Here is a 14,432-nt window from a genome sequence, read left to right on the forward strand (position 1 = left end):
CATGACCACCACCGAAACAGCCACCGACACCGCCACCGGACCCACCACCGCCGGTACCACCGGCACCGCCACCACCGCCGGCACCGCCACGGCCGCCGCGGCCGCCGCGGTCACCGAGGTCACCGAGGTCACCGAGGACACCGCCCAGGACGGCTCTCGCCCCCGTCGTACGCGGCACCGCGGTCTCGCCCCCGGCAAGCGCCTGCCCGCCTCCCGGCTCATCGGTCCGGTGCTCTTCCTCGCCCTCTGGGCCGCCGCCTCCGCGGCAGGTCAGCTGGACCCGGGCGCGATTCCGGCGCCCTGGACGGTCCTGCGGACCGCGGGACACCTGTGGACCGACGGGACGCTCCCCACCGATGTGCTGACCTCCCTGGAACGCGCCGGGTACGGGTTCGCCCTCGGTCTGACCGCCGGGGTGCTCCTCGCCCTGGCCGCCGGACTCAGCCGGGTCGGCGAAGCGCTGATCGACGGAACGGTGCAGCTCAACCGGGCGATCCCGACCCTCGGCCTGATCCCGTTGTTCATCCTGTGGCTCGGCATCGGCGAGACCTTCAAGATCGCGATCATCGCCATCGTCGTCTACATCCCCATCTATCTGAACCTGCACTCCGCGCTGTCCGGCATCGACCACCGCTATGTCGAACTCGCCGAGGTCCAGGGGCTGTCGAGGCTCCGGTTCGTCCGGGAGATCGTGATCCCCGGCGCACTGCCCGGCTTCTTCGTCGGCCTGCGGCTCGGGGTGACCGGATCCTGGCTCTCCCTGGTCGTCCTTGAGCAGATCAACGCCACCAGCGGCCTCGGCTACATGATGTTCCAGGCCCAGAACTACGGCCGTACGGACATCATCCTCGTCGGCCTGCTGATCTACGGGATCTTCGGGCTCGTCTCCGACAGCGCGGTTCGTCTCATCGAACGGAAGGTGCTGTCGTGGCGACGCACACTGAGCAACTGACCAGGCCGACGGTCCAGCTCCGCGGCCTGACCCGCTCCTTCGACGGCCGTACGGTCCTCGACGACATCGATCTCGACCTCCCCGCCGGGCAGTTCACGGCCCTGCTCGGACACAGCGGCTCCGGCAAGAGCACCCTGCTGCGCGCCATCGCCGGGCTCGACCACAACGTCACCGGAAGCGGCCGGCTCACCGCCCCGCAACGGGTGTCCGTGGTCTTCCAGGACTCCCGGCTGCTCCCCTGGCGTCGCGTCCTCGACAACGTCCTGCTCGGCACGGACGGCAAGGAAGCGGAGCACAAGGGCCGCTCCGCGCTCGCCGAGGTGGGCCTCGCGGGCCGTGAACGGGCCTGGCCCAACGAGCTGTCCGGCGGGGAGGCCCAGCGCGCCGCCCTGGCCCGTTCGCTCGTACGGGAGCCCGAACTGCTCCTCGCCGACGAGCCGTTCGGCGCACTGGACGCGCTCACCCGGATCCGGATGCACGTCCTGCTGCGCGAGCTGTGGGAGCGGCACCGGCCCTCCGTGCTGCTCGTCACGCACGACGTGGACGAGGCGATCGTGCTCGCCGACCGGGTCCTCGTGCTCGACCAGGGCCGTATCGGCCTCGACCTGACCATCGACCGCCCGCATCCGCGCTCGTACCGCGATCCGCTGCTCGGCGAGTACCGCGAGCGCCTGCTCACCGCCCTCGGCGTGACCGAGGACGTGACAGGACACCAGGAGGCACACCAGTGACCACCCCGCGCCGGCTCCACCTCAACGCCTTCCTCATGAACACCGGCCACCACGAGGCCTCCTGGCGCCTGCCGGAGAGCGACCCGCACGTCCATGTCGAGCTGGCCCACTACGTCCATCTCGCCCGCATCGCCGAACGCGGCACCTTCGACTCGCTCTTCCTCGCCGACGGGCCGGTCCTGTTCAACAGCGTCGGGCAGCGCCCGTCCGGCGCCCTCGAACCCATCACCCTGCTCACGGCGCTGGCCACCGCCACCGAGCACATCGGCCTGATCGCCACCGCGTCCACCTCGTACAACTCCCCCTACAACCTGGCCCGCAGATTCGCCTCGCTGGACCACATCAGCGGCGGCCGCGCGGGCTGGAACATCGTCACCACGGCCGGCGCGGAGGCCGCCCGCAACTTCGGTCTCGACGACGAGCCCGCGCACGCCACCCGCTACGAGCGCGCCGCCGAGTTCCTGGACGTGGCGCTCAAGCTCTGGGACAGCTGGGAGGACGACCTGGTCGTCGCGGACAAGGCGGCGGGCGTCTGGGGCGACGACCGCAAGATCCATCCGCCACGTCACAAGGGGACGTACTTCAGCGTCGAGGGCGCCCTCAACGTGCCTCGCACGCCCCAGGGTTACCCGCTCCTCGTGCAGGCGGGTTCCTCGGAGGACGGCAAGCGGTTCGCGGCCCGGTACGCGGAGGCGGTCTTCACCGCCCAGCAGACGCTCAAGGACGCCCAGGACTTCTACGCCGACCTCAAGTCCCGTACCAGCGCGGCCGGCCGGGACCCCGACCACATCAAGATCCTGCCCGGCATCGTCCCGGTCATCGGCTCGACCGAGGCCGAGGCGCGGCGGCACGAGCAGGTCCTGGAGGACCACATCGTCTACGAGCACGGGCTGTACCGGCTCGAACGCCTGCTGCACGTGGAGCCGGGCACCCTCGACCTGGACGCGGAGCTCCCCGCCGACCTGCCGCCGGAGACCGCCATCGAGGGCGCCAAGAGCCGCTACACCCTCGTCGTGGAGCTCGCCCGGCGCGAGCGGCTCACCGTCCGTGAGCTGATCGGCCGCCTCGGCGGCGGACGCGGCCACCTGACCTTCGCCGGCACACCGGAGCAGGTCGCCGACGCGATCGAGGAGTGGTTCCGGCTGGGCGCGGCCGACGGCTTCAACATCATGCCCGCCGTGCTGCCGTCCGGCCTCGACCTCTTCGTCGACCACGTCGTGCCGATCCTGCGCGCCCGGGGCCTGCTCCGGACCGAGTACGGGCCCCGCCGGACCCTGCGGGAGAGGTACGGCCTCCCGCGCCCCGCCAATCAGTACGCCAGCACCCTCGTCTGATCCGAAAGGAACCGCCGCACATGGCTGAGATCGAGATCCACAAGGTCACCGGAAACATCGGCGCCCGGATATCCGGCGTCGACATCGCCAAGCCCCTCGACGACGAGACCGTCGCCGCCCTGCGCGCCGCCCTCAACGCGCACAAGGCGCTGGTCTTCGACGAGGTCGACCTGGACGACGAGGGCCAGCAGGCCTTCGCCCGCCACTTCGGCGACCTCACCACCGCCCACCCGACCGTGCCCGCCGTCGAGGGCGCCCCGAACGTGCTGCCCGTCGACAGCGAGCGCGGCCGTGCCAACCACTGGCACACCGACGTCACCTTCGTCCTCAACCCGCCGCAGGCCAGCACCCTGCGCTCCATCACGATCCCGCCGTACGGCGGCGAGACGCTCATCGCCAACTCGGCCGCCGCCTACCGCGATCTGCCCGAACCCCTCCGCGCGCTCGCCGACACCCTGTGGGCCGAGCACACCAACGACTACGACTACGCGGTGCCGGACGAGCAGATCGACGAGGAACAGGCCGCGCAGCGCGCCCAGTTCACCTCCATCAAGTACCGCACCGCACACCCGGTCGTCCGCGTCCACCCGCTGACCGGGGAGCGCGGGCTGTTCATCGGCGGGTTCGCGCAGCGGATCGTCGGCCTGTCGGTGGGCGAGTCCCGCAAGATCCTCGATCTGCTCCAGGCGTACGTCACCCGGCCGGAGAACATCCTGCGCTGGCGCTGGTCCCCGAACCAGCTGGTCCTGTTCGACAACCGCATCACCCAGCACTACGCCATCGACAACTACGACGGTCTGCCGCGCCGGCTGCACCGCGTGACCGTCGCCGGTGACGTGCCGGTCGGCGTCGAGGGCAAGGAGAGCTACTCGATCGCCGGCGACGCCGCGCACTACACGCCGGTCGCCGCGTAACGCGAGAACGCGAGAACGCGAGAACGCGAGACCGCGAGACCGCGCGGTGCACGTCGGTCGACACCTGACGCGGAAACGCACCGTGCACATCGGTCGACAGGTGACACGGGCATCACTCACCGCATCGTGTGCGTCCGCATAGTGGGCAGCCTCTCCTCCTGACCGGAGAGGCTGCCCAGACTGTGGGGGTTTTGCCCACTCGCACGTAAGGGACCACCCGCTCTCATGTCCCGCACCACCCTCGACGCCCCGCCCGGCACACCGGATGGGGACGTCCCGCTCTCCCACGGCCTCAAGCAGCGCCACCTCTCGATGATCGCCCTCGGCGGTGTGATCGGCGCGGGCCTGTTCGTCGGCTCCGGCGCGGGCATCGCCGCCGCCGGTCCCTCGATCGTCATCGCGTACGCCGTCTCCGGACTGCTCGTCATGCTGGTGATGCGGATGCTCGGCGAGATGTCGGCCGCGTATCCCTCGTCCGGTTCCTTCTCCGCGCACGCGGAGCGGGCGATCGGGCCGTGGGCGGGGTTCACCTCGGGCTGGTCGTTCTGGGTGCTGCTGTGCACGGCCGTGGGCCTGGAGGGCATCGCGGCCGCGAAGATCGTCACCGGCTGGCTGCCGGGCACGCCCGAGTGGGCGTGGGTGGCCCTGTTCATGCTGGTCTTCTGCACCGCGAACCTCGCCGCCGTGAAGAACTTCGGCGAGTTCGAGTTCTGGTTCGCGGCGCTGAAGGTCGGCGCGATCAGCCTGTTCCTGGTGCTCGGCGTGCTGGCCGTCGCGGGCTTGCTGCCGGGCACGGACTCCCCCGGCGCCTCGAACCTCACCGGTGAAGGCGGCTTCCTGCCGAACGGCGGCGAGGGGCTCGTCATCGGCCTGCTCGCGTCCGTCTTCGCGTACGGCGGTCTGGAGACGGTGACGATCGCGGCGGCCGAGTCGGAGAACCCGGTCCAGGGCGTCGCGCGCGCCGTCCGCACCGCCATGTGGCGTATCGCGCTCTTCTACGTCGGCTCGATGGCGGTCATCGTCACCCTCGTCCCGTGGGACTCCGAGGAGGTCGTCGCGAAGGGCCCGTACGTCGCCGCCCTGGACCACCTGGGCATCCCGGGCGCCGCGCAGCTGATGAACGTGGTCGTGCTGGTGGCGCTGCTCTCGGCGATGAACGCGAACATCTACGGGGCCTCGCGCATCGCGTACTCGCTGGTGGAGCGCGGTCAGGGCCCGACGAGGCTGGGCCGGGTCTCGTCCGGCGTCCCGCGCGTGGCCGTCCTCGCGTCGTCGGTCTTCGGCTTCGTGTGCGTCGTGCTCAGCTACTGGCGTCCCGACGACGTCTTCCCCTGGCTGCTGAACATGATCGGCGCGGTCATCCTGGTCGTCTGGATCTTCATCGCGGTCTCCCAGCTGCGGCTGCGGCGCCGGGTGGAGCGGGAGGCGCCGGAGAAACTGGTCGTACGGATGTGGGCGTTCCCGGTGCTGACGTGGGTCGCCCTGGCGGGCATGGCAGCAATCTTCGTCCTGATGGCCCGGGAGCCGGACACACGCGTGCAGCTCTACTCGACGGGCGGCATGACGCTGTTCCTGGCGGCCGTCGGCTACGCCTGGCAACGAGCACGCGCTCACGCCTGATCCGGATGGTGGAGGGGCCCTCGCACGGAGGAGGTTTCGTGCGAGGGCCCCTTTTTGCGTGCGCCCGGGTGCGGTTCCCCCGGCGCCGGCGGGGCCTCAGCGCCCCGGCACCGCCGGCCCCTTCGCGCGCCCCCGCGCACACCCCCACTCTCTTGCTGCTAGCGTGCACTTGCAAGTACTTTGCAATAAGAGGTCGGAGGGGACCCCGCCATGCCCGTCTACACACTTCCTGAACTGCCGTACGACTACTCCGCGCTCGCGCCCGTGATCAGCCCCGAGATCATCGAGCTGCACCACGACAAGCACCACGCGGCCTATGTGAAGGGCGCCAACGACACGCTCGAGCAGCTCGCGGAGGCGCGCGACAAGGAGTCGTGGGGCTCGATCAACGGCCTGGAGAAGAACCTGGCCTTTCATCTCTCCGGCCACATCCTGCACTCGATCTACTGGCACAACATGACCGGCGAGGGCGGCGGCGAGCCGCTGGCCGCGGACGGCGTCGGCGGCCTCGCGGACGCGATCACGGAGTCCTTCGGCTCGTTCGGCGCCTTCAAGGCCCAGTTGACCAAGGCGTCCGCGACCACGCAGGGCTCCGGGTGGGGCGTCCTCGCGTACGAGCCGCTGAGCGGACGCCTCGTCGTCGAACAGATCTATGACCACCAGGGCAATGTGGGCCAGGGCTCGGTGCCGATCCTCGTCTTCGACGCCTGGGAGCACGCCTTCTACCTCCAGTACAAGAACCAGAAGGTCGACTTCATCGAGGCCATGTGGCAGGTCGTCAACTGGCAGGACGTGGCCCGGCGTTACGAGGCGGCCACGTCCCGAGCGGACGTGCTGCTGCTGACCCCCTGAGCCCTGCGGAAAGCGTCCTGCTCGTGATCGTCTTCTCACCCTTCACGTGGCAGGCGGATGGAAGGAGAGCCCCCGCGAGGACGTGACTCGCGGGGGCTCTCCCCCTTCCCGGGGTCCACCGATCGGTGAGGCCTCCTCACCCGCAGGGCACATTGAGCGACAGCAGGGCCGCCGCTCCCTCCGTCACGCGGATCTCGCTGACCGCCGCGTTGCCCAGCCGCGGGAAGACGCGGCGGTACTCGCTCAGCGGGATGGACAGGAGGGAGCAGAGGACCAGCCGGAGGAGGGTGTTGTGGGCGACGACCAGGACACGGTCGCCGGGGTGGGCCGCGGCGATGCGGCGCAGGGCGCCCGCGCCCCGGGCCGCGGCGGTGCGCGGGTCCTCCGCCTCCGGGAAGGGGTACGACACCGGGTCGGCCCGGAACGCCTTCGCGCGGGCCGGGTTCTCCGCCTCGAACTCGGCGAGCGTACGGCCCTCCACCACCCCGAAGTCGCATTCACGCAGGGCCGGTTCACGGTGCGGGGTGAGGCCGAGAGCGCGGCAGGCGGGGTCGGCCGTGGCGACGGCCCGGGAGAGGGTCGACGTCCAGATCGCGTCGACCGGGTGCGCGGCGGCCCAGCGGCCGAGGGCCTCCGCCTGGGCGCGTCCCTCGTCGGTGAGGGCGACGTCGCTCACACCGGCGTAGCGGTTCTCGGCATGCCAGACGGTCTGCCCGTGCCGGGCCAGCAGCAGGGTCGCACCGCGGGTGCTCGTGGTACTCATGACCCGGCAGTATCCAGGTTCAGGCGCGCTCGCGCGTGCGCCGCGACGGGAGCGGGCAGCCAGCCGCGCCGCTCCAGCTCAGCCACCCAGCGCGCGTACGGGTCCGCGAAGAGTGCCGTGCGGGCGGGGCGGGGTTCCAGGACCCCGCGGATGCGGACCATGCGGTCGGCGGCGTCGGCGAGGGTCGGGGCGGCGCCCGTGCCGTAGGCCGCCAGCGCGGCCATGCCCAGGGCGGGTTCGGTCTGTTCGGGGACGCGGGCGGGGCGGCCGAGGATGTCGGCGCGCAGCTGGTTCCAGTACGGGCTGCGGGCGGCGCCCCCCGTGAAGGTGAGCGGGCCGTCCAGCGGGGCGCCCAGGTGGTGCAGATAGTCCAGACAGAGCCGCTCGGTGAGGGCGACGCCCTGGAGGAGCGCGGCCCACAGGTCGGTGTCGGAACCGGGGGAGCCGAGGACGAAGGGGGTGGCGTCCGGGGCGAGGAAGGGGAAACGTTCGCCGGGTGAGGTGAGGGGATAGGCGAGGACGGACGCGGGCTCGTGGGCGGAGGCGGCCCTGTCCATGGCGGCGGGTGAGGCGTCCGGGAAGCGTGCCGTCAACGCGCCCGCACCGACGCTCGAGGCACCTCCCGGCCACCAGCTCCCGTCGGGGGCCCGGTGGTTGTAGACCACCCCGGTGCCGTCCCGCACCGGGACCGACGACACCCCCTTGAGCACGAGCGTCGTCCCGAGCACCGCGTTCCAGGAGCCCTCGCGCAGGGCACCCGAGGCGATCTGGGCCGCGCAGCCGTCGGTCATCCCGGCGATCACGGGGGTGCCGGCCGGAATGCCGGTGCGCTCGGCGGCGGCCGCGCACACCTCGCCGAGGCGGCTGCCGGGCCGTACGACCGGGGGCAACAGCTGCTCAGGCAGACCGAGTTCAGCGAAGACCACGTGCGGCCAGCTGTCGGCCTCCAGGTCATAGGCGGTCTTGAGGGCGTGGCTGGAGTCGCTGGGGGTCGGGTGGCCGGTGAGGCGTGCGGTGATGACATCGGCCTGGTGCGCCAGGCGAACATCCGCCCGCTGGGCCGGGGGAACGTCCGCCCGGTGGGCCGGGCCGGCGTCCGCCCGATGGGCCAGGGGAGCATCCGCCCGATGAGCCGGGGGAACATCCGCCCGCTGGGCCGGGGGAACGTCCGCCCTGTGGGCCGGGCCAATGTCCGCCCCGTGGGCCGGGGAAGCGTCCGCCCGGTGGGCCGGGGGAACGTCCGCCCTGTGGGCCGGGCCAATGTCCGCCCCGTGGGCCATGGAAGCATCCGCCCCGTGGGCCGGGCTGGCATCCGCCCGATGAGCCGGGCCGGCATCCGCCCCGTGGCCCGGGGAAGCATCCGCCCGATGAGCCGGCCCAACGTCCGCCCCGTGGCCCAGGGAAGCATCCGCCCGATGAGCCGGGCCAACGTCCACCCCCTGAGCCAGGGAAGCAACCGCCCCGTGGGTCGGCGGAGCGTCCGGGCGGGGGGTCGGGCGGGCGCTTTCGTGCTCCCGCAGCAGCCACAACGCCTTCGGCAGCCCCCATCCGTTCTGCACCAGGAGCCCCGCCTGCCGGGCCCGCGCCGCGTCCTCGGCCGCGCGGCCGTCGTCGTACATCAGCGCGGGTGTGAGCGCCCGCCCCTCGGCGTCGGTGAGGAGCACGGTGCCGGACGTGCCGCACACCGCGAGGCCGCCGATCCGCACGCCGGGCGGGCGGGAGGCGAGGGCGGCGCGGGACGCCGTACCCACCGCGTCCCACCACTCCCCCGGATCCTGCTCGTGCCGGAGGCCGTCGCGCCGCCCGGTGAGCGCTGCCGCACCGGCGCCGAGGACCCTGCCCTCGGCCGTGACGAGCAGGACGCGGACGCTCTGCGTGCCCAGGTCGACCCCCAGCCACGCGTCGCCCTCGTACGCGTCGTACGCCATCCGGACCTCCCACGTCGCGACCCAGAATGTGAAGTTCTCACTCTGCCCCGATATTTTCCGCTGCACGAGGGATTGACGGTCAACCCCTCCCGTTACACCCTCTGTTAACGAGTCGACTCGACGTGTTAACCGGACCGGACCGAACCGACGTGGAGGTCACGGATGGACATGCACGCGCACGACCGCCGGCGCTTCCTCGCGCTGACCGCCGCGGCCGCCTCGGCCCCGCTGCTGACCGCCTGCGGCGCCGGGTTCGGCGGGGACGACAAGAAGAACGACGGGTCGGCCGCCGCCGACGTCACCGGCTCCTTCGACTGGAAGCGGGAGAAGGGCAAGACCGTCAAGGCGCTGCTCAACAAGCACCCGTACACGGACGCGCTGATCGCCGACCTCAAGGCGTTCACGGCGAAGACCGGCATCAAGGTCGAGTACGACGTCTTCCCCGAGGACAACTACTTCGACAAGCTCACCGTGGACCTGTCCAGCGGGCGCGCGTCGTACGACGTCTTCATGCTCGGCGCCTACATGGTGTGGCAGTACGGGCCGCCGGGCTGGCTGGAGGACCTCGGCCCCTGGATGCACAACTCCTCGGCCACCGGCGACGAATGGGACCAGGCCGACTTCTTCCCGAACCTCCTGCAGGCCGACCAGTGGTCCCTGAAGGCGGGCGCGCCGCTCGGCCAGGGCGGGCAGTACGCGCTGCCGTGGGGCTGGGAGACGAACGTCGTCGCGTACAACACGGAGGTCTTCAAGAAGCTCGGCCTCCAACCGGCCGAGAGCTTCGACGAGTTACGGGAACTGGCCTCCGTCATCAAGAGGAAGGCGCCCGGCGCCGGATTCGACGGGATGTACGGGATCGCGGTGCGCGGCTCGCGGAGCTGGGCGACCATCCACCCCGGCTTCATGACGATGTACGCCCGCAACGGGCTCAAGGACTTCACGGTGACCGGCGGCAGGCTCAAGCCCGCCATGAACACCCCGGAGGCCATCGCCTTCACCCAGGACTGGGCGGGCATGGTCAAGCAGGGCGGCCCGCCGTCGTGGACGTCGTACACCTGGTACCAGTGCTCCAGCGACCTCGGCGCGAAGAAGGCCGGGATGCTCTTCGACGCGGACACGGCCGCCTACTTCCAGGCGGTGCGGGGGGCCAGTCCGGCGTCCGGGAAGATCGCCTTCCATCCGGGGCCGAAGGGGCCCGACGGGTCGCTCGCCACCAACATGTGGATCTGGTCGCTCGGCATGAACGCCAAGAGCAAGAAGAAGAGCGCCGCCTGGCTGTTCCTCCAGTGGGCGACCGGCAAGGAGCATCTGCGCAAGGGCGCGATCACCCACAACCACATCGACCCGGTCCGGAAGTCGATCAGCCAGGACGGCGCCTACAAGGACAAGATGCGGCACCTCGAAGGGTTCATCGACACCTTCGAGACGGTCGTCGACCAGACGAAGATCCAGTTCACTCCACAGGAGCAGTTCTTCGACGCGACGACGAGCTGGGCGGCCTCGCTCCAGGAGATCTACGGCGGAAAGAACGCCAAGTCGGTGCTCAACGGCCTCGCGAGCGACCTCGCCGCCAAGGTGGGTTGAGCCCCATGACCTCGTTGACGGAGACCGACCACGGGGCGGCCTCTCGCGAGGAGGGGGCACGGCAGGTACGGGCCGTTCCGCGCTGGCGGCGCGGACTGCGCCCGTACCTGCTGATCGTGCCCGCCCTGCTGCTCACCGGCGGAATCCTGTATCCCTTCGGGCTCGGTCTCTACTACACGCTGTTCGACTTCTCGGCGAGCAAGCCGCAGCCCGACATGATCGGCATCGACAACTACCGGGCCGTCTTCACCCAGCGCGCCTTCTGGGACTCCGCCTGGGTGACCGTGTTGTACGCGGTCGGCGCCGCCGCCGTCGAGACCGTGCTCGGGGTGGCGGTGGCCCTGCTGCTGCACCGGTCGTCGGCCGTCGGCCGGGTGCTGGAGAAGATCCTCATCCTGCCGCTGATGATCGCGCCGGTGATCGCCGCGATCATCTGGAAGCTGATGCTCCAGCCGTCCGTGGGCGTGATCAACCATCTGCTGAAACCCTTCGGTCTGGGCGGAGTCCAGTGGACGGACACCCCGACCGGTGCGCTGCTGTCCTCGATCGCGGTGGACGTGTGGGTGTACACGCCGTTCGTGGCGATCCTGGCCCTGGCCGGGCTGCGCTCGCTGCCCACCTCCCCGTTCGAGGCGGCGGCGGTGGACGGGGCCGGCTGGTGGTACACCTTCCGGCGGCTCACGCTGCCGATGCTGTGGCCGTACGTCCTGGTCGCGGTGATCTTCCGGTTCATGGACTCGCTGAAGGTGTTCGACATCATCTACGCCCTCACCGAGGGCGGGCCCGGTGACTCCACGGTGGTGCTCCAGATCCGCGCCTATCTGGAGGCGATCCGTTTCCAGCGCTACTCGTTCGGGATCAGCTACACGATCGTGCTCTGGGCCGTGGTCTATCTGGCCGCGATGGTGCTGGTGCGCTATCTGGGCAAGCTCCAGAACCGGGCCGCGGAGGTACCCAGGTGAACCCCCTGCGAGGTACCCGGGCGCGCCCCGGGCGAAGTGCCCGAGCCGGCCTGAAGAAACGCCTGCTGGGCTGGTCGGCCGATGCCGCTCTCATCCTCTACTTCGTCTTCGCGCTCTTCCCGATCGCCTGGATGGTGATCCTGTCCCTGAAACCCGCGAACCAGCTCTTCAGCACCTACTTCTCCTTCACGCCCACCCTCGGCGCGTACCGGACGGTCCTCGGCGACAGCGAGGGCATCCCCTTCGTGCGCTTCTTCGTCAACAGCCTGGTCGTGTCCGTGGGTGCGGTGGCGCTCTCGCTCGTGGTCGGCCTCCCGGCGGCGTACGCGTCCGCGCGCTGGCGTTTCAAGGGCTCCGAGAACCTGATGTTCACGCTGCTGTCGTTCCGCTTCGCGCCCGAACTCACCGTGATCATCCCGCTGTTCGTGCTCTACCAGAAGCTGGGCCTCTTCGACAGTTACGTCGGCATGGTGTGGGTGCTGCAACTCGTCACCCTGCCGCTGATCGTGTGGATCATGCGGTCGTACTTCGCCGATCTGACCCCGGAGCTGGAGCAGGCGGCGCTCCTCGACGGCTACACCCGTAAGCAGGCCTTCTTCAAGGTCGCGCTGCCGCTGGTCAGGCCCGGGATCGCGGCCGTGTCGCTGCTGGCCTTCATCTTCGCCTGGAACAACTTCGTCTTCCCCCTCATCCTCACCTCCTCGCAGGCCCAGACCGTGACCGTGGGCGCGCTGTCCTTCCTCGGCGGCGACCGGCCCAAGTACAACCTGACGGCCGCGGCGGCGCTGGTGTCCGTCGTACCGCCGCTGCTGCTCGCGCTGACGATCCAGCGGTATCTGGTGCGCGGGCTGTCGTTCGGGGCGGTGAAGTCATGAGCACCCCGGCGATCGCTCTGCGCGGGATCCACAAGGCGTACGGGAAGCGGCCGGCCCTCGACGGGCTCGAACTGGAGGTGGCGGAAGGGGAGTTCTTCTGTCTGCTCGGACCGTCCGGCGCGGGCAAGACGACGACCCTGAAGACGGTGGCGGGGCTCGAGGAACCCGACTCCGGCACGGTCGAGCTCGACGGCGCCGACATGACCGGCGTGGAGCCGTACGACCGGGGCGTGGCCATGTGCTTCGAGAGCTACGCCCTCTACCCGCACCGCTCCGCGTACGACAACCTCGCCTCCCCGCTGCGCTCGCCCCGGCACAAGGTGCCCGCCGCCGAGGCCCGCGAGCGCATCGGTGCGATCGCCGAACTCCTCGGCATCAGCGGGCTGTTGGACCGCCCGGTGGGCGCGCTGTCGAACGGGCAGCGGCAGCGGATCGCGCTCGGCCGGGTCCTCGTACGCCCGGCCCGCGCCTTCCTGCTCGACGAACCGCTGTCCCACCTCGACGCCAAACTCCGCCAGTCGATGCGCGCCGAACTCAAGGCGATCGGCGCCGTGCGGCACACCACCACGCTCTACGTCACCCATGACTCCGTCGAGGCACTCGCCCTCGGCGACCGGATCGGCGTGATCCGGGACGGCCGGATCGTGCAGACCGGGACGCGGGAGGAGATCTGGTACCGGCCCCACGACACGGAGGTGGCCCAGGCGTTCGGCCGGCCGCGGATCAATCTGCTGCCGGGGACGATCACCGAGGGGGGTGGCTTCCGGTCGGCGGACGGGGCCGTCGAGCTGCCGGTCGGCGCGCGGGCGTCCGCCGGCACCGAGGTGCTGGTCGGGGTCCGGCCCCGGGATCTCGCGCTTCATGGCGACGGCCACGAGCTCACCGGCACCGTCTACGTCACCGAGGTGCTCGGCCGGGCCGTCGAGGTCACCGTGCGGCTGGGCGGGCAGCATGTCTCGCTCGTCGCGGCGCGCGGCGACGCGACACACCTGCGTCCCGACGATCCGGTACGGCTGACCGTACGGCCTGAGAACCTGCTGCTGTTCGAGGCCGACCGGCCGGAGCGTCCGGGACGAAGGATCGAGACGAGCACGCGATGAGCAGCAGCGGTAACACCAGTGGGGCACAGCAAGGGCCCGCGGTCCGGCAGGCGGCCATGGCCGAGCAGGTGCTGGCGGACGGGTCGGCGACGGCGGCCGAGCTGGCCGAGCGCTTCGGGGTGAGCCTGATGACCATACACAGGGACCTCGACGAGCTCGAACGGCAGGGAATAGTACGGAAGTTCAGGGGTGGTGTGACCGCGCAGCCGTCCGGGGTCTTCGAGTCCAACGTGCAGTACCGGCTGAAGACGATGCGCCCGCAGAAGGCGGCCGTGGCCGAGCGCGCGCTGGAGATGATCGAGCCCGGCATGGCGGTGCTGCTCGACGACTCGACGTCCGCGCTGGAGATAGCGCGCAGGCTGGGCGAGATCACGCCGCTGACGGTCGTCACCAACTTCCTGGAGGCGATCAATCTGCTCTCGGCCCGGCGCGGCATCCATCTGATGGCGCTGGGCGGCGACTACGACCCGCTGCACTCCTCGTTCCTCGGGGTGTCCTGCGTGGAGGCGGTGCAGTCGCTGCGCGTCGATCTCTGTTTCGCGTCGACGTCGGCGGTCTTCGGCGGCTACGCCTACCACCAGGAGCAGCACATCGTCTCCGTGAAGCGGGCCATGCTCGACTCGGCCGCCCGCTCCGTCCTGCTGCTCGACCACACCAAGCTCGGCCGGGTCGCGCTGCACCGGGTCGTCCCGCTGTCCCGTTTCGACCTGGTCCTCGTGGACGACGGGGCGTCGGCGGAGGCGCTGCGCGATCTCGACGAGCACAAGGTCCCGTACGAAGTGTGCGCCACCGGAGCCGGTGGCTGACGTTCCATCAG

Annotated in this window: 13 protein-coding genes and 1 pseudogene; 11 read left to right on the top strand and 3 right to left on the bottom strand. The window is 70.7% G+C overall.

Features of this window, described 5'->3' with window-relative positions:
- Position 1 precedes the first annotated feature (1 nt).
- The 6 genes from ACFVXA_RS21755 to ACFVXA_RS21780 all read left to right on the top strand — a co-directional run bounded on the left by ACFVXA_RS21755 (position 2) and on the right by ACFVXA_RS21780 (position 6,403).
- Positions 2–952 (top strand): ABC transporter permease, encoded by a 951-nt coding sequence (locus tag ACFVXA_RS21755; RefSeq protein ID WP_390026064.1) that lies wholly within the window; start codon positions 2–4, stop codon positions 950–952.
- Positions 928–1,683 (top strand): ABC transporter ATP-binding protein, encoded by a 756-nt coding sequence (locus ACFVXA_RS21760; protein ID WP_383742770.1) that lies wholly within the window; start codon positions 928–930, stop codon positions 1,681–1,683. Before ACFVXA_RS21755 ends, ACFVXA_RS21760 begins: the two co-directional genes overlap by 25 nt.
- A complete protein-coding gene (locus ACFVXA_RS21765) occupies positions 1,680–3,017 on the top strand; it encodes an LLM class flavin-dependent oxidoreductase (protein WP_362018142.1) in 1,338 nt (445 codons plus the stop codon). Before ACFVXA_RS21760 ends, ACFVXA_RS21765 begins: the two co-directional genes overlap by 4 nt.
- A gap of 20 nt (positions 3,018–3,037) precedes the next feature.
- Entirely contained in the window at positions 3,038–3,931 is an 894-nt protein-coding gene (locus tag ACFVXA_RS21770) for a TauD/TfdA family dioxygenase (protein WP_362018140.1), read from the top strand.
- Positions 3,932–4,156: 225 nt separating this feature from the next.
- Positions 4,157–5,551 carry an amino acid permease gene (locus ACFVXA_RS21775; protein ID WP_362018138.1) on the top strand — a complete coding sequence of 465 codons (1,395 nt, stop codon included), beginning with the start codon at positions 4,157–4,159 and terminating at the stop codon, positions 5,549–5,551.
- A gap of 210 nt (positions 5,552–5,761) precedes the next feature.
- The gene (locus tag ACFVXA_RS21780) at positions 5,762–6,403 is read left to right on the top strand and encodes a superoxide dismutase (protein WP_384397759.1); all 642 of its coding nucleotides are present in this window, start codon (positions 5,762–5,764) and stop codon (positions 6,401–6,403) included.
- A gap of 136 nt (positions 6,404–6,539) precedes the next feature.
- Here the strand turns inward: ACFVXA_RS21780 and ACFVXA_RS21785 are convergent, their stop codons facing one another.
- The 3 genes and pseudogenes from ACFVXA_RS21785 to ACFVXA_RS21795 form a co-directional block, all read right to left on the bottom strand.
- Positions 6,540–7,166: a histidine phosphatase family protein gene (locus ACFVXA_RS21785; RefSeq protein WP_383906090.1), complete on the bottom strand. Its 627-nt coding sequence runs from the start codon at positions 7,164–7,166 to the stop codon at positions 6,540–6,542.
- Positions 7,163–8,725: an FGGY-family carbohydrate kinase gene (locus ACFVXA_RS21790; RefSeq protein ID WP_390026130.1), complete on the bottom strand. Its 1,563-nt coding sequence runs from the start codon at positions 8,723–8,725 to the stop codon at positions 7,163–7,165. Before ACFVXA_RS21790 ends, ACFVXA_RS21785 begins: the two co-directional genes overlap by 4 nt.
- Positions 8,726–8,731: 6 nt before the next feature.
- A pseudogene (locus ACFVXA_RS21795) lies at positions 8,732–9,094 on the bottom strand (FGGY family carbohydrate kinase); the annotation flags it as partial.
- Between the two features lie 162 nt (positions 9,095–9,256).
- Here ACFVXA_RS21795 and ACFVXA_RS21800 point away from each other — a divergent pair.
- The 5 genes from ACFVXA_RS21800 to ACFVXA_RS21820 are packed head-to-tail and all read left to right on the top strand — an operon-like array spanning position 9,257 to position 14,421.
- Entirely contained in the window at positions 9,257–10,678 is a 1,422-nt protein-coding gene (locus ACFVXA_RS21800; protein ID WP_389468432.1) for an ABC transporter substrate-binding protein, read from the top strand.
- A 5-nt stretch (positions 10,679–10,683) separates the two neighbouring features.
- A complete protein-coding gene (locus ACFVXA_RS21805; protein ID WP_390026066.1) occupies positions 10,684–11,640 on the top strand; it encodes a carbohydrate ABC transporter permease in 957 nt (318 codons plus the stop codon).
- Complete coding sequence (locus ACFVXA_RS21810; protein ID WP_362018126.1) at positions 11,637–12,515, top strand: carbohydrate ABC transporter permease; 879 nt, start codon at positions 11,637–11,639, stop codon at positions 12,513–12,515. The genes ACFVXA_RS21805 and ACFVXA_RS21810 overlap by 4 nt, the downstream gene beginning before the upstream one ends.
- On the top strand, positions 12,512–13,615 hold the full coding sequence (locus ACFVXA_RS21815; RefSeq protein ID WP_390026068.1) for an ABC transporter ATP-binding protein: 1,104 nt from the start codon (positions 12,512–12,514) through the stop codon (positions 13,613–13,615). Before ACFVXA_RS21810 ends, ACFVXA_RS21815 begins: the two co-directional genes overlap by 4 nt.
- Complete coding sequence (locus tag ACFVXA_RS21820; RefSeq protein ID WP_362018123.1) at positions 13,612–14,421, top strand: DeoR/GlpR family DNA-binding transcription regulator; 810 nt, start codon at positions 13,612–13,614, stop codon at positions 14,419–14,421. Before ACFVXA_RS21815 ends, ACFVXA_RS21820 begins: the two co-directional genes overlap by 4 nt.
- Positions 14,422–14,432: the final 11 nt, after the last annotated feature.

The organism is Streptomyces sp. NPDC058246 (assembly GCF_042881985.1).
Classification (GTDB): Bacteria; Actinomycetota; Actinomycetes; order Streptomycetales; family Streptomycetaceae; genus Streptomyces.